Origin of the sequence: Aminobacter aminovorans, from assembly GCF_900445235.1 — a bacterium.
Classification (GTDB): domain Bacteria; phylum Pseudomonadota; class Alphaproteobacteria; order Rhizobiales; family Rhizobiaceae; genus Aminobacter; species Aminobacter aminovorans.
The window spans coordinates 4,536,028-4,554,172 of the sequence record NZ_UFSM01000001.1; the positions used below are offsets into that span (position 1 = coordinate 4,536,028).

Annotated in this window: 16 protein-coding genes; 5 read left to right on the top strand and 11 right to left on the bottom strand. The window is 64.2% G+C overall.

All coding sequences use genetic code 11. The annotated features are described in order from the left end of the window. Genes DY201_RS22360 through DY201_RS22370 form a run of 3 tightly spaced genes read right to left on the bottom strand, consistent with a single transcriptional unit; the run spans position 1 to position 3,017 of the window. Complete coding sequence (locus DY201_RS22360) at positions 1–438, bottom strand: NUDIX hydrolase (RefSeq protein WP_115733126.1); 438 nt, start codon at positions 436–438, stop codon at positions 1–3. Positions 439–457: 19 nt separating this feature from the next. Continuing rightward, positions 458–1,210: a crotonase/enoyl-CoA hydratase family protein gene (locus DY201_RS22365; protein ID WP_115733127.1), complete on the bottom strand. Its 753-nt coding sequence runs from the start codon at positions 1,208–1,210 to the stop codon at positions 458–460. Positions 1,211–1,238: 28 nt separating this feature from the next. Further along, on the bottom strand, positions 1,239–3,017 hold the full coding sequence (locus tag DY201_RS22370; RefSeq protein WP_115733128.1) for an acyl-CoA dehydrogenase family protein: 1,779 nt from the start codon (positions 3,015–3,017) through the stop codon (positions 1,239–1,241). A 273-nt stretch (positions 3,018–3,290) separates the two neighbouring features. On the opposite strand from DY201_RS22370, the gene DY201_RS22375 reads away from it, so the two are divergent. Further along, positions 3,291–4,496 (top strand): glycoside hydrolase family 25 protein, encoded by a 1,206-nt coding sequence (locus DY201_RS22375; RefSeq protein WP_115733129.1) that lies wholly within the window; start codon positions 3,291–3,293, stop codon positions 4,494–4,496. A gap of 24 nt (positions 4,497–4,520) precedes the next feature. On the opposite strand, the gene purD is transcribed toward DY201_RS22375, so the two are convergent. Next, positions 4,521–5,798 (bottom strand): phosphoribosylamine--glycine ligase, encoded by a 1,278-nt coding sequence (purD, locus tag DY201_RS22380; RefSeq protein ID WP_115733130.1) that lies wholly within the window; start codon positions 5,796–5,798, stop codon positions 4,521–4,523. Between the two features lie 135 nt (positions 5,799–5,933). Between purD and ubiA the strand changes: the two genes are divergently transcribed. Next, complete coding sequence (ubiA, locus tag DY201_RS22385; RefSeq protein ID WP_115733933.1) at positions 5,934–6,917, top strand: 4-hydroxybenzoate octaprenyltransferase; 984 nt, start codon at positions 5,934–5,936, stop codon at positions 6,915–6,917. A gap of 7 nt (positions 6,918–6,924) precedes the next feature. On the opposite strand, the gene DY201_RS22390 is transcribed toward ubiA, so the two are convergent. From DY201_RS22390 to DY201_RS22400, 3 genes are all read right to left on the bottom strand, one after another. Next, the gene (locus DY201_RS22390) at positions 6,925–7,491 is read right to left on the bottom strand and encodes a DUF6101 family protein (protein ID WP_115733131.1); all 567 of its coding nucleotides are present in this window, start codon (positions 7,489–7,491) and stop codon (positions 6,925–6,927) included. A 168-nt stretch (positions 7,492–7,659) separates the two neighbouring features. After that, positions 7,660–9,090, bottom strand: coding sequence for an FAD-binding oxidoreductase (locus tag DY201_RS22395; protein ID WP_115733132.1), 1,431 nt, complete (start codon positions 9,088–9,090; stop codon positions 7,660–7,662). 16 nt (positions 9,091–9,106) lie between these two features. Then, positions 9,107–10,045, bottom strand: coding sequence for an L-threonylcarbamoyladenylate synthase (locus tag DY201_RS22400; RefSeq protein WP_115733934.1), 939 nt, complete (start codon positions 10,043–10,045; stop codon positions 9,107–9,109). Positions 10,046–10,246: 201 nt separating this feature from the next. On the opposite strand from DY201_RS22400, the gene DY201_RS22405 reads away from it, so the two are divergent. Continuing rightward, the gene (locus DY201_RS22405) at positions 10,247–10,654 is read left to right on the top strand and encodes a hypothetical protein (RefSeq protein ID WP_115733133.1); all 408 of its coding nucleotides are present in this window, start codon (positions 10,247–10,249) and stop codon (positions 10,652–10,654) included. A gap of 66 nt (positions 10,655–10,720) precedes the next feature. Further along, positions 10,721–11,104, top strand: a complete 384-nt coding sequence (locus tag DY201_RS22410) for a hypothetical protein (protein WP_115733134.1) — start codon at positions 10,721–10,723, stop codon at positions 11,102–11,104. Positions 11,105–11,134: 30 nt separating this feature from the next. Here the strand turns inward: DY201_RS22410 and glyS are convergent, their stop codons facing one another. Beyond that, positions 11,135–13,426 carry a glycine--tRNA ligase subunit beta gene (gene glyS / locus DY201_RS22415; RefSeq protein WP_115733135.1) on the bottom strand — a complete coding sequence of 764 codons (2,292 nt, stop codon included), beginning with the start codon at positions 13,424–13,426 and terminating at the stop codon, positions 11,135–11,137. Between the two features lie 200 nt (positions 13,427–13,626). On the opposite strand from glyS, the gene DY201_RS29165 reads away from it, so the two are divergent. Then, positions 13,627–13,800: a hypothetical protein gene (locus DY201_RS29165; RefSeq protein WP_165915794.1), complete on the top strand. Its 174-nt coding sequence runs from the start codon at positions 13,627–13,629 to the stop codon at positions 13,798–13,800. A 46-nt stretch (positions 13,801–13,846) separates the two neighbouring features. Here DY201_RS29165 and DY201_RS22420 read toward each other — a convergent pair whose 3' ends face one another. The 3 genes from DY201_RS22420 to DY201_RS22430 form a co-directional block, all read right to left on the bottom strand. Further along, positions 13,847–14,791: a glycine--tRNA ligase subunit alpha gene (locus DY201_RS22420; RefSeq protein ID WP_115733136.1), complete on the bottom strand. Its 945-nt coding sequence runs from the start codon at positions 14,789–14,791 to the stop codon at positions 13,847–13,849. Positions 14,792–14,894: 103 nt separating this feature from the next. Then, positions 14,895–16,898 (bottom strand): tetratricopeptide repeat protein, encoded by a 2,004-nt coding sequence (locus DY201_RS22425; RefSeq protein ID WP_115733935.1) that lies wholly within the window; start codon positions 16,896–16,898, stop codon positions 14,895–14,897. Positions 16,899–17,073: 175 nt separating this feature from the next. Then, the gene (locus tag DY201_RS22430) at positions 17,074–18,090 is read right to left on the bottom strand and encodes a polyprenyl synthetase family protein (protein WP_115733137.1); all 1,017 of its coding nucleotides are present in this window, start codon (positions 18,088–18,090) and stop codon (positions 17,074–17,076) included. Between the last annotated feature and the right edge of the window lie 55 nt (positions 18,091–18,145).

Genomic DNA, 18,145 nt, shown 5'->3' on the forward strand with positions numbered 1-18,145 from the left:
CTAGCCGCCGCTGACCGCTTGCCGCTGTCTTGTGGCGACCCCGGCGAGGCGCACATAGTCGATGTCGGCGAGGTTCGTCAGCGCGTCCAGTTCTTCCGGCGCGAACCACCCGATTTCGGTATGCTCGTCACAGACGCTTTCGGGCACACCGCCTGTCCATGCGGTCACCGCGTAGACGTGATGCAAGGCATCGCCATAGACATCGGGCCGACGCTCGGGCACACAATCCAGCCACAGGAATTCAGTCGGCATGACGCCTGCTTCCTCGTGCACTTCCCGCCCCATCGCGTCGTCAGGCGTTTCATCAGGTTCAACACGGCCGCCGATCGCATCCCAGTGGCCCGGCCACGCCTTCTTCCAGTCGGCACGCAGGCCAAACAGCACCTGCCCGCTCTCGTTCACCAGAAGTGCGCTGGCTGTGACAACCGGTTCCGACATCTTTTCCCCGAGGCGGCCTTCAGCCCTTCTTGCGCGTCATGAAGGCGACAAGTGCGGCGCGGGCTTCATCCGACTTGAGGCGGGCGCGGAAATGCGCTCCCTCTTCCTTGATGCGCTCGACGAGTTCGGTCCGGTCGCCGCGCATCAGGTCCCGCGCGATCTTCAGCGCTTCCGGCGGCTTGGCCGCAATCTCGCCGGCAGCAGCGAGTGTCGCCGCCTCCAGCTCGTCTTCCGCAACGACCTTGTAGATCAAGCCGGCAGCCAAGGCGCGTTCGGCCGGAAAGCCCTCGCCCAGCCCGAGCAGGGCAAAGGCGCCTTGCAGGCCAAGCAGCTGCGGCGCGATCAGGCTCGAGCCTGCCTCGGGCACCAGCCCAAGATCGACGAACGGCGTGCGGAAGATCGTGCGCGGCGTGGCGAAGGTCAGGTCGCAATGCAGGTTGATCGTCGTGCCGATGCCAACCGCAATGCCGTCGACGCCGGAGACAACGGGCTTTTCAGCCCTGGCCAATGCGAGCAGGAAATCCCACACTTCACCGCCACCCTCGCCACCCGTGGCGATCGCCATGAAATCGGCGAGGTCGTTGCCGGACGAAAACGCTCCCGGGACGCCGAGAAAGACATGGCAGCGCACGACCGCGTCTTTGTCGCCTTCGACCAGTGCCGCCGCCATCTCGGCATACATGGCGCGGGTGATTGCGTTCTTCTTGTCCGGACGGTTCATCCGGATGATCTGCACGGCGCCTTGCCGCTCGATGAGAATGTGGTCGGTCACGTCGGTCCAGTCCCTCGTCCCAGAAAAGTTACGCCGAGATCAGCGCTTTGGCGGCGGCGGCAAGGCTTGCCGTGCCGCCCGTGATGCGGTCCTTGAGTGCTGACGTCTCGCCAAGCAGGTTTTCGGCAAAGAACCGGCACAGCGCGATGCGCTGCTCGTCACCGTCGGCGAGTGCCGCGCGCGCCAGATAGGCACCGCCAGCGACCAAGGAAAACAGCCTGAGATAAGGCGTGGCGCCGGCCAGCACATCGTCCGTTCGGCCGTCGCCGAGTTGCCTCTGCAGATGACGCGTGACGCTCTGGAGATCGTCGAGCGCCTGCTCGAGAATGAGCGCCGTGCGGCCATAGGCTTCGCTGTTCATCGCAGCGACAGCAATGGCCACCCCGTCGAGTTCGCCGATATAGCCGAAGACATGCTCGCCATTGCCAAGCGGCAGCTTGCGGGTGACGAGGTCGATGGCCTGGATGCCGTTGGTGCCCTCATAAATCGGGGCGATGCGGGCATCGCGAAGCAGCGCTGCGGCACCGGTCTCCTCGATGAAGCCCATGCCGCCGTGGATCTGCACGCCAAGCGAGGCGACGTCGACGCCGACATCGGTGGAGAATGCCTTGGCCAGCGGCGTCAGCAGATTGGCGCGGTACTGCCAATGGGTCTTGTCGGCGCCGGTCGACAGGCGCGCCAAGTCGATGGCATGGGCGCAGGAATAGGCGATCGCGCGTGCGGCCTGGGTCAGCGCCTTCATCGTCAGCAAATTGCGCTGCACGTCGGGGTGATGGACGATCGGTGCCATGCCTTCGCCCGAGTAGGACGACGCCTTGCCCTGGCGGCGCTCGTTGGCATAGGCGAGCGCCTTCTGGAACGCCGTCTCGGCAACCGCTACGCCCTGGATGCCGACCAGCAGGCGGGCATTGTTCATCATCGTGAACATGCAGGCGAGCCCGCGGTTTTCCTCGCCGATCAGCCAGCCGACAGCACCTGGTTCGCGGCCCTTGGCGAAACCGTCGCCATAGATCATCGTGCAGGTCGGAGAGGCGTGGATGCCAAGCTTCTCCTCGATGCCCGAGCAGAACACGTCGTTGCGCGCGCCCGGCGTGCCGTCTTCGTTGAGCAGGAATTTCGGCACAAGAAACAGCGAGATGCCACGTGTGCCGGCCGGCGCATCGGGCAATCGCGCCAGCACCAGATGGACGATGTTGTCGGTGAAGTCGTGCTCGCCATAAGTGATGAATATCTTCTGGCCGAAGATGCGGTAGGTGCCGTCGCCCGACCGTTCGGCACGGGTGCGCAATGCGGCGAGATCGGAACCCGCCTGCGGCTCGGTCAGGTTCATCGTGCCCATCCACTCGCCGGAGACGAGCTTCGCCAGATAGGCCGACTTCAAGTCTTCAGAAGCGTGCTTTTCCAGCGCCTCGACCGCGCCCATCGACAGCGTCGGTCCGATGCCGAAAGCCATCGACGCCGAGTTCCACATTTCGAGCGTCGCCACGCCTATCATCGTCGGCAGGCCCTGCCCGCCATACTCCTCCGGGCCGTTCAGGCTGTTCCAGCCACCTTCGGTCCAGTGCCTGTAAAGCTCCTTCCAGCCCGGAGGCATGGTGACGGCCCCATCGCGGAGCTTGGCGCCGGTGCGGTCGCCGACCTTGTAGAGCGGAGCTACCTCGTCGCTGGCGAAGCGCCCGGCCTCACCAAGGATGGCATCGACGAGATCCTCGCCAAGGTCGCCGAAGGTGCCTGCATCGATGGCGGCCTTGAGGCCGGCAACATGCTTCAGCGCGAACGCTATCTCTTCCACTGGGGCGCGGTACATGACGCTTCCTCCTGCGACCTGACGATCTGCCATGCGGCCTCACCACCGCCGGCACGCACACTAGCCGCCTTCCCGAGCCAAGGGGAAGTGACTTTTTACGTAAACGTCAGCTTTCTGAGTGCGCCTTGCACACACCAACGCCGATAGTGCCGGGCAGAAGGCACATTGCCGGACAAATCCTCCCACGATGCGGTCGAATAGTGCAGTCATTGGCCCCCGAAGCGCTCGCTTTCAACCTGAAGGCGGTGGAGACGCATCAGCATTTCCTTAACCATGGCGGTCCACAATCGGATATCGATCACCGAGGATCGCCTTTTGAGGGGACTGGCGTCTAGATTTCATCGCTTCGCGCTCGCAGCGCTGACCGCTGCTTGGCTGAGCCACATCCCCGCGCCGGCCGTGGCTTCCGACTTCTCCGAACCGTGGAAGAAGGCCGACCGGGCGCTGGTCATCGACGCCTACGAATACAATTCCATCGACTGGCAAAAGCTGGCAGGCGACAAGCGCATCGTCGGTTTCATCAACAAGGCCTCCGACGGCCTGCCACCGGCCTATTCCTGCTCAGGCGACGAAACCGCCTACAGGCTGTGCAAGGCACTTTGGAAACGCCACGCCGTTGCCCGCGAGCTGTTCCATACGCGCAAGGTGGTCGCCAAGGCGCTCGGCCTGAAATGGGGCGCCTACCACCTCGGCCGCCCCGGCAACCCGATCGAGCAGGCCGAGAACTTTCTCGATTTCGCGGAGCCCGGCCCCGACGATTTGATGGCGATCGACATCGAGGAGAACGACCCGGCGAAATGGATGTCGCTGGAGGACGCCGAGCTGTTCGTGCGCCACATCTTCCTGCGCACCGGCCGCTATCCGATCCTCTACACCAACGGCACGACCTCGCGTTATATCGCCGACAACCGCTATCGCTACCGGCTGCTGTCGCGGCTACCGCTCTGGTATGCGCGCTACAAGCCGGAGATCGGCATCCATTTTCCGAAGGGCAACTGGCAACGCTATTCGCTGTGGCAGTTCTCGGCCCAGGCCAATTGCGGCGAACGCCGCTGCCCCTACCGCGTCGCTGGCACCCCCAACGACATCGACGTCAACGTCGCGCCGATGGACGCCGAAGGCCTGCGCCAGGTCTGGCCGTTCGGCCAGCTTGTCGAAACGACAGACGACTTCATGTTCAATGTGCCGCTGCCGATCGCCAGGGATGAGGGGCTGAAGGGCGAAAGCCGCATCACCTATGCCTCGGTCGCCTATCCGGTGCGGCTCGACCTGCTTGCCGAGACGCTGCGCTCGAGCTGGGACAAGGCCGTGCTCGGCGCATTGCCGGCGATCAAGCCGGCACCCAGCCGCTATGCCAACGGAATGGCGGAATTCGTGGCGTTCAAGGGCGACGAACTGGTGCGTGTGGCCAGCCAGAACGCAGCAAAGCTTGATCCGGTCGCCACCGCTTCGACCGAGAGCGACCGCGCCGAGCGCTAGTCGGTCGCCGCGGCGTCCAGCCGATTATTTCTGCTGCTCGCGCTCGACCGCACGCCAGCCGATGTCGCGTCGGCAGAACCCTTCCGGCCAATCGAGCATGTCAACGGCCGCGTAGGCTTTCTGCTGCGCTTCGCTGACGTTGCTGCCCGAGGCGGTGACGTTCAGCACGCGCCCGCCATTGGCGACGATCTTGCCGTCTTTGATCGCCGTACCGGCGTGGAAGACCTGGGTCCCCGCGGCCTCCGCCTTGTCGATGCCCGAGATGACCGAGCCCTTTTCCGGCGTGCCCGGATAGCCCTTGGCCGCCATCACTACCGTCAGCGCCGCCTCGTCGCGCCAGCGCGCCGAGACATGGGCAAGCTGGCCGTCGGCAGCGGCATTGAGCAGAACGAGAAGGTCCTCCTTCAGCCGCATCATCAGCACCTGGCATTCGGGATCGCCGAAGCGGGTGTTGTACTCGATCAATTTCGGACCTTGGTCGGTGAGCATCAGGCCGGCAAACAGCACGCCCGAGAACGGCGCGCCCATTTCAGCCATGCCGCGCATCGTCGGTTCGATGATCTCGCGCATCGTCCGGTCGATCAATTCGGGCGTCATGACGGGCGCCGGCGAATAGGCTCCCATGCCCCCGGTGTTCGGTCCAACATCGCCGTCGCCGACACGCTTGTGGTCCTGCGCGGTTCCGAACGGCAGCGCCGTCTTGCCGTCGCAAAGACAGAAGAAGCTCGCCTCCTCGCCGGTCATGAATTCTTCCACCACGACAGATGCGCCGGCACCACCGAAGGCACCCTCGAAACAGGCGTCGACAGCTTCCAACGCTTCGTCCAGCGTCATCGCAACCGTAACGCCCTTGCCGGCGGCGAGGCCGTCGGCCTTGATGACGATCGGCGCGCCCATCTTCTCGACATACGCGCGGGCGTCACCGGCATTGTCGAAGCGGCCATAGGCAGCCGTCGGAATGCCGTAGCGGGCACAAAGATCCTTGGTGAAGCCCTTTGATCCCTCGAGCTGTGCCGCCACCCTGGAGGGGCCAAAGACCCGAATACCAGAAGCGCGCAAATCGTCGCCGATGCCTGCGACCAGCGGCCCTTCGGGACCGACGACGACGAGGTCGATTGCCTTGTCCTTGCAGAAGGCCACGACCGCGGCATGGTCGGCGACATCAACCGCCACCAGTTCGGCTTCCCGGGCAATGCCGGGATTGCCCGGCGCGGCATAAAGCCTGGTCAGCATCGGCGACGCCGCAAGTTTCCAGGCCAGCGCGTGTTCGCGGCCGCCGGAACCGATAAGCAGGATGTTCATGCGCTTGACCTCTTGCCGATGCTGGACGTGATGCACCCGCTAGTGGCCGAGGCGGTCGAGGTCAAGCTGCAGCACGGCCAATCACGGACAAATCGTCCGCTTGACGCCTGCCCACGCCGCTGGCACTCCAACGCCATGGAAACCATCCAATCAAAAGCCGGCCAGGGCCGGGTCGCCGACGCCCCGAGCGGGCACTGGGTCTACCGTGCCTTGCCGCGTGGCCTTTGGCCTTACGCCCAGCTCGCGCGCTGGGACCGGCCGATCGGCTGGTGGTTGCTTTTGTGGCCATGCTGGTGGTCGACGGCGATGGCGGCGAGCGCCTATGCACGCCCCGGCGACAGCCTGATGTCGCTGCTGCCTTCGCCTTCGTTCCTGGTGCTGTTCCTCATCGGAGCGGTGGCGATGCGCGGCGCCGGCTGCACGTATAACGACATTGTCGACGAAGGCATCGACGCCCAGGTCGAACGCACGCGTTCGCGTCCCCTGCCCTCCGGCCAGGTCAGCCGCCGCCAGGCCTGGATCTTCCTTGTGCTTCAGGCACTTGTCGGACTGGTGGTGCTGTTGCAGTTCAACAGCTTCGCCGTTCTGCTCGGCATCTCGTCGCTGGCGATCGTTGCGATCTACCCGTTCATGAAGCGCATCACCAACTGGCCGCAATTCGTGCTTGGCCTCGCCTTTTCCTGGGGTGCGCTGATGGGCTGGGCCGCCGAGTTCGGCGACATAGACGGCCCGGCCGTGCTGCTCTATTTCGGATCGATCATGTGGGTGATCGGCTACGACACGATCTACGCCCACCAGGACAAGGAAGACGACGCACTTGTCGGCGTGAAGTCGACCGCACGCTTCTTCGGCGAAAACACCAAGTCCTGGCTCGTCGGGCTTTATGCCGGCGCACTGATGATGTTTGCGATGGCCTTTGCCATCGCTCAGGTGCCGATGCCGGCACTCGCCGGTCTTGTCGCCGCCGGCGCGCACATGATCAGGCAGATCACCGTGCTCGACATCGACAATCCCGACCAGTGTCTCAGGCTGTTCAGGTCGAACGGCCAAATAGGCTGGATCATCTTCATCGGGCTGATCTGCGGCGGCGCCTGGGTGGCGCTGAAGCCGCTGATCTAGATTTGCATCATGCCCGGGCGATGATCTCTTCGCCGTCGATGACGAGGCGGACACCGAGCGTGCCCGATTTGCGGCGGGCGAGGAAACGCGGCCTGCGCATCCTGGAGACGCGGCCCTTCCGGCGGTCCTGTGCCGGCAGGGTCTTGATCGCCGCACCGAGCGACTCCTCGAGTGTGCGGGCCACGCCATCCGCCTCGATCAGCAGCATCGGCAGGCTGTAATAGTCGGCCCAGGCGCGCCAGTCGGCGGCAACGTCGTCGAGATCATCGGCAACCAGCAGCGGCACCGACAGCATCGGATCGTTGTGCAGCAGTTCCAACGTCACTGTGACGTTCAGGTCCTCGTCTTCCATCGCACGGGCTGCGACGCCGCGGAAAGCGCGTGCCGGCAGCGCGATCGTCGCCGGCAGGCCGCTGAGCGCCAGCAGGCGGCGGATCACCGCGCCGCGATGATCGATGGTGAAGGTGACGTCGCCAAGGTCGTCACGCGTCGCGTAGCTGACCATCTGTGGCAAGCGGAACGGGTCGAGGCGCATGTTGCGTCCCGCCCAGACTGGCTTCAGTCCGGTGTTCATGATGTGCCTTCCTGTTATCTCCTGAGAGCCGGTTTCCGGTCTCTCCGGACCAGTTTTCCCGGTCTCGTTAGGAAGGACACTAGCGGGGTGACCTTACCGCCCCGCTTAAGAAATTGGGTTAAATTTTGCTGATCTCGGCGATGGTTATCGGAATACAACCAGAGACCTTCAAATCGTCTTGCCGGGGTTCATGATGCCGGCAGGATCGAACGCCGCCTTGATGCGACGCATCAGCTCGATGGCGATCGGCGGGGCGGTGGCAATGAGCTCATCGCGCTTGAGCTGGCCGATGCCATGTTCGGCCGAGATCGAGCCGTTCATGGAACGCACGACATCGTGCACCGCCTTGTTCATGTCGCGGTAGAGCGCAAGAAACGCGTCAGCCGCCATGCCGACCGGCTGCGAAACGTTGTAGTGCAGATTGCCGTCGCCCATGTGGCCGAAGCAGACCACCCGCGCCTCGGGGCAGACGCTGGCCACGGCGACCGCGCCTTGTGCGATGAAGGCAGGGATACTGGCGATCGGCACCGAGATGTCGTGCTTGATCGACGCGCCTTCCACCTTCTGTGTTTCCGGCAGCATCTCGCGCAGCCGCCAGAACTCGTTGGCATGAGCAACGCTTGCAGCAATCGCCGCATCGCCAACCTGCTCGGCCTCGAAGCCGGCCGAAAGAACATCTTCAATCAGCGTGCGCGCGTCCTCGGCTGAGCGGCCCGAGGAGATTTCCATCAGCACCTGCCAGGGCCAGTCGCCTTCCAGCGGCGGCCGCGCATCGGGAATGTGGCGCATGGCAAATTCCATCGGCAGATGGCCGATCAGCTCGAACGCCGTCAGCGCGCTGCCGGCCATGTCCTGGGCGCGGTCGAACAAGGCGAGCGCGGCCTCTGGCGACGTCAGCCCGACCCAGGCGACTTCGCGGCCCTTGGGCTTGGGATAGAGCTTCAGCACCGCCGCCGTAATGACGCCGAGCGTGCCTTCGGCGCCGACGAACAGGTTCTTGAGGTCGTATCCGGTATTGTCCTTCTTCAGCTTGCGCAGATCGTCGAGCACCTCGCCGGTCGGCAGCACCACCTCGACGCCAAGACACAGCTCGCGCGCATTGCCATAGGCCACCACGCCGGTGCCGCCGGCATTGGACGACAAGTTACCGCCAATCTGGCAGGAACCCTGCGATGCAAGTGACAAGGGATAGAGCCGGTCGACCTCGTCGGCTGCCTTGTGCAGCACGTCGAGCACGACGCCGGCCTCGGCAATAACAGTGTTGGAGACCGGATCGATCTCGCGGATGCGGTTGAGGCGCGACAGCGACAGCACGATCTGGCCGCCCGAACGGTCCGGCACTTGGCCACCGACGAGGCCGGTGTTGCCGCCCTGCGGCACGATCGGGGTCCCCGTTTCGGTGGCGAGCTTCATGATCGAGCTCACCTCCTCGACGTTTGCGGGGCGCAGCACCAGCGAGCTGGCACCGGTGAACAGGCCGCGCGGCTCATGCACATAAGGTTCGATGTCGCCTTCCGCGCGCACCGCATAACGCGCGCCGACGATGGCAGCGAAGCGCTCGGCAAGCGCGGGATCGAGGCCGGGAAGATTCTGGATCATGTGACGGAAGCTAATTTCAGACGTGAGGATTGTCACGGGGGGCAGCGGCGCGCGCCAGCCTGTCGTTGATCGCTTCGCCGAGTTCGTCGAACGGTATCGGCTCGACGGCGATCAGTTCGGCACCGCTTCGGTCGAGCGCCTGAAGATGAGCGAAGAGATTTGTCGCGGCCTCGCGCAGGTCGCCTGCCTCGGACAGATTGAGAAAGGCGCTGGCCTGCTGCCAGCCATCGGCTCGGTGCGGGCCGAAACCCAGCAGCGCCTCGCCTGCCCCGACAGCGTCGGCATTGAGCCGCATCGCAGCACCCGGCGCATAGTGCGAGGCGAGCATGCCGGGCGCCTCGATGCCGGCGGTCATGCCACGCAGCAGTGGCGCGCCTGCCACCTGCTCGATTTCACCAGCCGGAACACCGCCGGGGCGCAGCAGCCGCACACGGCCATCCTCGACCTTGACGATCGTCGATTCCAGGCCGACGGGCGTCGCGCCGCCATCAACGACGAGCGGGATGCGCGCGCCGAGATCGCTGGCCACCGCCTCGCCGCTGGTCGAGCTGATCTTGCCCGAGCTGTTGGCGCTGGGCGCTGCCAGTGGCCGCCCGAGCCTCGATATCAACGTTCCGCCGAAACCCTTGGGCATGCGCAAGGCGATGGTGTCGAGCCCGGCTGTGACCAGCGGATGGATGCCCGAACCGGCACGCAACGGCACGACCAGCGTCAAAGGCCCTGGCCAGAACTCTTCGGCGAGCTTGCGCGACAGAGTGTCGAACAGGCCGATACGCTCGGCCATGGCCATGTCGGCGACATGGGCGATCAAGGGGTTGAAGCGCGGGCGACCCTTGGCCTCGAAGATGCGGGCGACGGCCTCGCCATTGGTGGCGTCACCTGCCAGGCCATAGACGGTCTCGGTTGGAATGGCCACCACCTCGCCGGCCTCGAGCAATGCCAGTGCCGCATCCATCGCCTTGTCGGCTGCGATCAGTTCCGCCACGTCTCAGCTTCCTGTTGCATGCCCGGTCCCTACTCCGCGCGGCCCCATGCGACAAGTGTGCTACCGCCAAGATTTCCGGCATTGCCTAAAATGCGCGGCATCTTCGAAATCGGGTTGCAACCGCCCTGCTGCTACATTTCGCCTTGAAGTTGATTCAACTCAGAGGGTCAAATGCGCCTGTCTGCTGCATTTCTTGTTGCCGGCATCGCTATGTCCGGTTCGGCTCACGCATCTTCGATCGTCATTGTCGAAGCCACTGCGGCCAGCCCGTCATCGGTCAATGTCGAGGCCCCTAAATCGGCCACCAGGTCGATCGTCGCGATCGGCGCGCCGTCGCTCGACGCCGGCAAGGTCGCGGCCATCGACACCAAGCCGACAAGCCGCGAGATGGGTCCCGAGTTGATGGTCATTCGCAGCGGCGAGGTAGGCTCGGCGTCGCCTGAAACGTCAGCTGCCGCGCCTGCTGCCGCGGAAGCCGTGCCCGCCCAGCAGGCAGCGACCGGCGACCAGGCGCCCTTGCCCGTTGCGCCCGATGGCACCGCGACCGACCCGGCCAGCACACATGTCAAAACCGAATAGCCTGGCTTGACCATCACGCCATCGTTGTGCACCGTCGCGGCGACACATCGGGCAAGGGGTTGATCCATGAAGGCAGGACGCGACATCGCAGTTGGGCTCCTGGCCATGCTGCTTTCCGGCACAGCTGTGGCCCAAGCCGATCAGTTGCTCGGCACATATGTCGCGCGGCTCTCGGAGAAGGACCATCAGGCCAGCGACGGCTATGCCCTCGACAGCGCCGCCCAGGTCGTACGTCAGGATCGCGCCAATGTGCACAGGCACATCCAGACAGACGAGGAAGACGACATCGACGACTGGTTCACCAGCAACGCAAAGCGCGCGCGCTTCGAGCAGTTGCTGAACAAGCCGGGCGCGATGAGCAACTCGACCCGCAACGCCATCCTCCACGGCGAGCCGCTGATCGAGGTCCAGGTCTACCGCCAGAGCGCCAAGGTTCGCCTGCTCGACTGAATGGAAAGGGCGGCGCTATGCCGCCCCATCCTATCCCGCGATCTTGGAGAAATCTGCGACCTGATCTGTCGCCGCGCGGATGCGCGCGAGCAGCGCCAGGCGGTTGGCGCGTACGGCGACGTCCTCATCATTGACGAGAACTTTCTCGAAGAATGAATCAACTGGTTCGCGCAGCACGCTAAGCGCGCGCATGGCGCCGGAAAAGTCTTCGTTCCGAATCGCTTGGCCGGCTTCGTTGACAGCCTGATTCACCGGCGCGAACAGCGCCTTCTCGGCTTCCTCGCGGAAAAGACCGGGGTCGACGGCATCGGCCACCGCTGTCCCCTTCTTCTCCTCGGCCGCCAGTATGTTGGCTGCGCGCTTGGTGCCGGCCAACAGATTCTTGCCATCCTCGGTGTCGAGGAATTTGCCCAGTGCTTCAACGCGACGGGTGATGGTCAGAAGATCGTCGGCCTCGGGCGTGATGACCGCATCGATCAGGTCATGGCGGGCGCCGAGTTCGCGCAGATAGACCTTGAGGCGGTCATGGAAGAAGGCGATCAGGTCAGCCTTGAGCGGAGCGGCGCGGTCGATCGTTTCCTTGCGCAGCTCGGCCTCATAGGCGGCCAGCGCATTGTCGACGTCCTGCTCGCCGTCGACATCACCGCTGTCGATCGCTGCCTGCGACGCTTCGAAGGCGGCAAGCCGACGCTGGACGGAGGCTTCCTCCAACTGCCGCAAGGCTGCATCGAACAGCGTCTGCAGCGGCAGGCGGCCGCGCGCCGACAAGATGATCCTGACGATGCCGAGTGCGGCACGGCGAAGCGCATAGGGGTCCTTCGACCCCGTCGGCTTCTCGTCGATGGTCCAGAAGCCGACAAGCGTGTCGAGCTTGTCGGCAAGCGCCACCGACACCGAAACCGGGTCGGCGGGTACGCGGTCGGACGGCCCCTGCGGCTTGTAGTGCTCCTCGAGCGCGGCCGCCACCGACGGGCTCTCGCCCTGCAGCAGCGCATATTTGCGGCCCATGGCGCCTTGCAGTTCGGGGAACTCGCCGACGACCTCGGTCTGCAGATCGGCCTTGGCGAGCACTGCGGCGCGGTCGGCCAGTTTCGGCTCGGCGCCGACAAGCGGCGCGATCTCGCGGGCGAGCCCGCGGATACGCTGGACGCGCTGTCCTTGCGTTCCGAGCTTGGCATGGAAGGTCACGCCGAGATGATCGAGGCGGGCCATACGCTGGTCGAGCGGCTTCTTGAGGTCGAGCCCGAAACCCTCGGCCGACTGCTTCAACGTGTCGAGGTCAGGCAAGTCGCCCTGATCGGTGTTCCAGAAGTAGAGCGCATCCGAAAGGCGCGCGCGCACCACCTTGCCATTGCCATGGGCGATCTCCTTGCCGCCATCCTTGGCCTCGATGTTCGAGGTCAGGATGAAGTGGTTGGAGAGCGCATCCTCGCTGCCCTGCGGCCGCGTGACGAAGCACTTCTGGTTGGCGCGGATGGTCAGCCGGATGACTTCGGCCGGGATGCCGAGGAAGGTGTCCTCGAACGTGCCCATCAGCACCACCGGCCATTCGACCAGGCCGGAAACCTCTTCGAGCAGCCCTTCGTCCTCGACGAGCTCGAGGCCATTGGCGAAGGCGAGGTTGCGCGCGTCGGCGGAGATCATCTCCTTGCGCCGCTCGGCGTCGATGACGACCTTGGCCGCTTCGAGCTTCGCGGCATAATCGTCGAAGCGGCGCACTGTGATAGCCTCGGGCGCATGGAAGCGGTGGCCAAAGGTAACGTTGCCGGAGCGGATGCCGTCGACCTCGAAGTCGACAACCACGGGCTCTTCGGTTTCAGGTCCAAAGGTGCAGACGATCGACTGCAGCGGGCGCACCCAGCGCAGGCTGCCGGGCTTGGCCGAAGCCGGGCCCCAGCGCATCGACTTGGGCCAGGGGAAGCTCTTGACGATCGCCGGCACCAACTCGGCGATGATCTCCTCCGCCGAACGGCCGGGCTTCGAAATATGGGCGACGTAGAAATCGCCCTTCTTGGGATCGCTGTGGACATGCGCCTCGGCAATCGATGCCAGGCCGGCGCTGCGCAGGAAGCCCTGGATCGCTGCCTCGGGCGCCTTAGTGCTCGGGCCCTTGCGGTCCTCGTGTATATCCTTGGAGCGGGCGGTCAGCCCCCTGATGTCGAGCGTCAGCCGGCGCGGCGTCCAGTATTCGCGTGCCGCCTCATAGGTCAGACCCGCCTCGACAAGACCGTCGGTCAGCATCTTCCTGAGGTCGCCCGCCGCCTTGCGCTGCATGCGCGCGGGGATTTCTTCGGAACGCAACTCTAAAAGCAGATCGGGCATCGGACGGGCTCACGCGGAAATGGTCAGCGCGGCATAGCAACTCAGCCGCCCGCTGTCACCTTCCCGAACGCCATCGGTAAAATTCCGTCGAGCCGTCGGACCGTCGCCGGGACAATCGTCCTAGGGACGAAGATTTCCATGAACCGGATGCTGCGCTGGAGCGACCCACGCTCAGACAGACACCTATTGGCCGAACGACGATGAAAACCGCCTCCGCCCTGTTCCAGATCCTCAGCCTCAGCGCCCTGCTCGCCATGCATGTGGCGGCTCCGGCCGAATTCAGAATGCCTGGCGTGCGCAAGGCGTTGCAGACGATCAATGGCGAAACGCTGCAGCCCCGCCTTCCGGAGGGGCTGGAACTGGCTGCTGCCTGATGGCCGCTTCACGGCGACCTCCCCCGACAAAGGGAAGGTGAGCCCTTCAAGCGGCCAAACCGCCGGCTTCCGTTAGCAGAAATGCTTCGCCGCAAGCCTTGGACAGGTTGCGGACGCGCAGGATATAGCTCTGGCGTTCGGTGACCGAGATCACCCCGCGCGCATCGAGCAGGTTGAAGACGTGGCTCGCCTTGATGCACTGATCATAGGCCGGAAACACCATCTTGTGCTGGGTCAGATTGCCGCCTTCCGCAGGCGCACCGGCAGCGAGCAGCGCTTTGCACTCGGCTTCGGCATCCTCGAAATGCTTGAGCAGCATCGCGGTATTGGCATGCTCGAAATTGTGCCTGGAATATTCCTGCTCGGCCTGCAGGAAGACATCGCCATAGCTGACCTTGTCGTCGCCTTCGAGGCCGTTGAAGTTGAGGTCGTAGACATTGTCGACGCCCTGCACATACATCGCCAGGCGTTCGAGGCCGTAGGTCAGCTCGCCGGCGACGGGCGCGCATTCGATGCCGCAGACCTGCTGGAAATAGGTGAACTGCGACACTTCCATGCCGTCGCACCAGCACTCCCAGCCGAGGCCCCAGGCGCCCAGCGTCGGGCTCTCCCAATCGTCCTCGACGAAGCGGATATCATGGACAAGCGGATCGATGCCGATCGCCTTGAGCGAGCCGAGATAGAGTTCCTGAAGATTGGACGGGTTGGGCTTCAGGATGACCTGGTACTGGTAATAATGCTGCAGCCGGTTCGGGTTCTCGCCGTAGCGGCCGTCCTTGGGGCGGCGTGAAGGCTGTACATAGGCGGCGTTCCAGCGCTTGGGTCCGAGCGCCCGCAACGTCGTTGCCGGGTGGAACGTGCCCGCGCCCACTTCCATGTCGTAGGGCTGCAGGATGATGCAACCGTGTTCGGCCCAGTAGTTGTGCAGCGTTAGGATCAGGCCCTGGAACGAGCGGCTGGGGTGCATGTGGGCGGGCATGGTGTTGGTCACGGGCAAAGCTCGTTCATTGGAGCCCCACAGCAAAACGGGGCCAGAGAGGCCCCGTCCTATTCTGCCCGAAGATATGGGTCAAGCAGCGGCTATGTCGTGCGGCTCACTTGCCCGGCAGCTGAAGTTCCTGACCCGGTGCCAACCGCGCGGGATCGCCGCGCAGCTGCGGGTTGAGATCGAGGATCTCGCGATAGCGGTCGCCATTGCCGAGCACGTCGTTGGCGATCGACCACAGCGATTGTCCGCGCTGCACCTTGTAGGCGGCCGGGATCACCTGGGCTTCCGGCTCAACCGCCGGCGTTTCCAGCTCGCTCTTCTTCTGGCTGTCCGGCGCGGGAGCCGTCGGCTGGACCGAGATCGGCTTGGCCGGCGCTTCCAGCGCGGTCGGCTTCTCCGGCAGTTCCGGCAGGCCCTTGGCAAGCTTCTGTTCGACATCGGCCAGAATCTTCGGCTCCGGCTTCATGTCGCGGGCATGGCTCCACTGGAATGTCGCTTCGAGCTTGCGCCCGACACGCCAGTAGGCATCGCCGAGATGGTCGTTCAGCACCGGATCGTCAGGCTTCAGCGACACTGCGCGCTCGAGCTCGCGCACCGCATCCTCGAACTTGCCGAGTCGATAATAGGCCCAGCCCAGCGAATCGATGATGTAGCCGTCGCTCGGGCGCAGATCGGCCGCCTGCTTGATCATCCCGAGACCTTCCTCGAGATTCATGTCCATATCGACCCAGGAATAGCCGAGATAGTTCAGGACCTGCGGCTGGTTGGGAAACAGCTTCAGCGCCTGACGGAAGTTCGGCTCGGCCTTTGGCCATTCTTTCAGCCGCTCATAGGCAATGCCGCGCTGGTAGAAGACGTTCCAGTTGGTGTTGGTTGGCGTCTTCAGCACGCTGACCGCCTTGTCATAGACATCGGCGGCGGCGCGGTAATTGTCAGTCGCAGCATAGACGCCGCCCAGCGCTAGATAGCCGCGCATGTCGTCGGGATTGGCATCGACCAGCGCCTTCAGATGCTTGATCGCCTCGTCGTGGCGCTTCAGATCGGCAAGATTGAGGCCGAGCTGAAGTTCCGACAGCCGCTTGAGCGGCGAGGCCGCAGGCACGCGGCGGTAAAGCGCGATCGCCTCTTCGCCGTTCTGCTGCTGTTCGGCAATCGCCGCGAGCTGCACCAGAAGCTCGTCGCTCTCCGGCTTCAGCGCAAGCGCGTACTGCAGATAGAGCCTGACGAAAGGTTCGCCGCCGCCGCGATTCAGCGCGGTCGACAGGTTGAGCAGGATTTCGGCCGCACCATCCTGCGGGTTGGCCACCAGAGGGCTGATCTTGTCGCCCTTGGTGATCTTGTCGCGCAGGGATGCGATCGGCAATTTGCCGGGAGCGAACTCGTCGGCGCGGTCGAGAATGGCCAGCGCCTCGGCCTTCTTGCCCGTACGCGCCAGGAAACCAGCATAGGATTCGGCGGCGCGCATCCAGGTTTCAGGGGCAGCACTGCCGGCGCCGAGATTGTCGATGGTGGCGCGATAGATCTCGTCCGCCTTGTCCTTCTGGCCGGACGCCTCGGCAATCAGGGCGCGGTGGTAGGTCTTGAACAACTCGTACCATTCGGGACCTTCGAGCTTGTCGAGGAACTGCAGGCCGTCGCCGGCCTTGCCCTCGCCCTGCTTGGCCCAGGCTGTCATGACGCCGGTGATCAGGCGGTCGAGGTCGGACTCAAGCGCAAGCTTGAGCCATTTCTCCGCGCCTTCGTAATCCTTCTTGCGGAAGGTATCGACGGCCAGCGCCAGGCGCGAGAAGCGCTCCACATCGGGAACCGTCTTCAGCATCTCGGCATAAGGCAGCGATTCATCGAAGCGACCTTGCGCAATCAGCGCCAGCATCAGGCTCTGCTGCAAGGCTGCGTCTTCGGGATCGAAGGCCAAGGCACGCTTGTAATAGCCGATGGCGCTGTCCAGGTCGTCGTCGGCCTCGGCGGTGCGGGCCGCGAGATAGGCGCCGGAAAACGAACTGATCTCGACCGGTTCGGTGAGCTGTTTGGCATATCCGGGCTGGGTCAAGGCGGTGAAGCTCGCCAGAGCCGCAAGGCCCAACAGCCAGATCGCGCGTCGCTGCCGCATGAAAATCCTTCCTACCAAGGTCCTACGGTCGTCCAGCCGGTGGCCGGGTCGCATCCGCTTGTCGGTGCCAAGCATGGCCTTTTTGGGGTCGCGCTTCAATCCGCACCGGCTTCACAATCCGACAACCGGCTCAACGAATTCACAATGTCGAACCAACGGCAGGTGAAATCCTGCCTCAAACGACGCGGCTGATGCAGAAATCGATGACGTCGATAAGGGCCGACTTCTGCGGCGTCTGCTCGAGCGGTGCCAGTGCATCGCGGGCGATTTCCCCGAAATGGCTGGCGCGGCCGATCGTGTCGGCGATTGCGCCGTGCCTGACCATCAGGCCGACAGCCTTTTCCAGTGCGGCATCGTCGGTTGCGCCGTCCTCGATCGCGCTCTTCCAGAATGCGCGTTCGGCAGCGGTGCCGCGGCGATAGCTCAGAATCACCGGCAGCGTGACCTTGCCCTCGCGGAAGTCGTCGCCGACATTCTTGCCGAGGTCCTTGCTGGAACCACCATAGTCGAGCGCATCGTCGATGAGCTGGAAGGCAAGGCCGAGATTCATGCCATAGGAACGGAGTGCTGCCTTGTCGTTCTTCGACGCGCCGGCAATGACCGGGCCGACTTCGGCAGCAGCCGAGAACAGGGCGGCGGTCTTTGCCTTGATGACGGCGAAGTGCTCGTCCTCGGTTGTTTCGAGGTTCTTGGCGGCAGCAAGCTGCATCACCTCGCCCTCGGCGATGATCGAGGCCGCCGACGACAGGATGTCGAGCGCTTCGAGCGAACCGACTTCGACCATCATGCGGAAGGCCTGGCCGAGCAGGAAATCGCCGACGAGAACGCTCGCCTGGTTGCCCCAGATGGTGCGCGCCGTCTTCTTGCCGCGCCGCAGGTCGCTTTCGTCGACGACGTCGTCATGCAACAGCGTCGCGGTGTGCATGAACTCGACGGAGGTCGCGAGCCTGACATGGTTTTCGCCGGAGTAGCCGAACATCTGGGCGGCAGCCAGCGTCAGCATCGGACGCAGGCGTTTGCCACCGGAGGAGATGAGGTGGTTGGCCACCTCGGGGATCATCTCGACGTCAGAGCCGGCCTTCGACAGGATCAGCTCGTTGACCCGACCCATGTCGGCGGAAGTCAGGTCGATCAGGTCCTTGATCGACGCAGCGTCCCGCTTTCCCTTCTCGATGTTGAGAACGACACCCAAGGCCAACACTCCCAAATTACACAGGCGCGTGGTCGCGCGCGTAGCTCTTAGGCGA

Coding starts and splice junctions, on each gene's coding strand:
- glyS (WP_115733135.1), bottom strand. CDS start 13,426: ATGCCCGATCTGCTTTTAGAGTTGCGTTCCGAAGAAATCCCCGCGCGC.
- DY201_RS29165 (WP_165915794.1), top strand. CDS start 13,627: ATGAAAACCGCCTCCGCCCTGTTCCAGATCCTCAGCCTCAGCGCCCTG.
- ubiA (WP_115733933.1), top strand. CDS start 5,934: ATGGAAACCATCCAATCAAAAGCCGGCCAGGGCCGGGTCGCCGACGCC.
- DY201_RS22405 (WP_115733133.1), top strand. CDS start 10,247: ATGCGCCTGTCTGCTGCATTTCTTGTTGCCGGCATCGCTATGTCCGGT.
- DY201_RS22410 (WP_115733134.1), top strand. CDS start 10,721: ATGAAGGCAGGACGCGACATCGCAGTTGGGCTCCTGGCCATGCTGCTT.
- DY201_RS22390 (WP_115733131.1), bottom strand. CDS start 7,491: ATGAACACCGGACTGAAGCCAGTCTGGGCGGGACGCAACATGCGCCTC.
- DY201_RS22425 (WP_115733935.1), bottom strand. CDS start 16,898: ATGCGGCAGCGACGCGCGATCTGGCTGTTGGGCCTTGCGGCTCTGGCG.
- purD (WP_115733130.1), bottom strand. CDS start 5,798: ATGAACATCCTGCTTATCGGTTCCGGCGGCCGCGAACACGCGCTGGCC.
- DY201_RS22400 (WP_115733934.1), bottom strand. CDS start 10,045: ATGGATGCGGCACTGGCATTGCTCGAGGCCGGCGAGGTGGTGGCCATT.
- DY201_RS22375 (WP_115733129.1), top strand. CDS start 3,291: ATGGCGGTCCACAATCGGATATCGATCACCGAGGATCGCCTTTTGAGG.
- DY201_RS22360 (WP_115733126.1), bottom strand. CDS start 438: ATGTCGGAACCGGTTGTCACAGCCAGCGCACTTCTGGTGAACGAGAGC.
- DY201_RS22395 (WP_115733132.1), bottom strand. CDS start 9,090: ATGATCCAGAATCTTCCCGGCCTCGATCCCGCGCTTGCCGAGCGCTTC.
- DY201_RS22370 (WP_115733128.1), bottom strand. CDS start 3,017: ATGTACCGCGCCCCAGTGGAAGAGATAGCGTTCGCGCTGAAGCATGTT.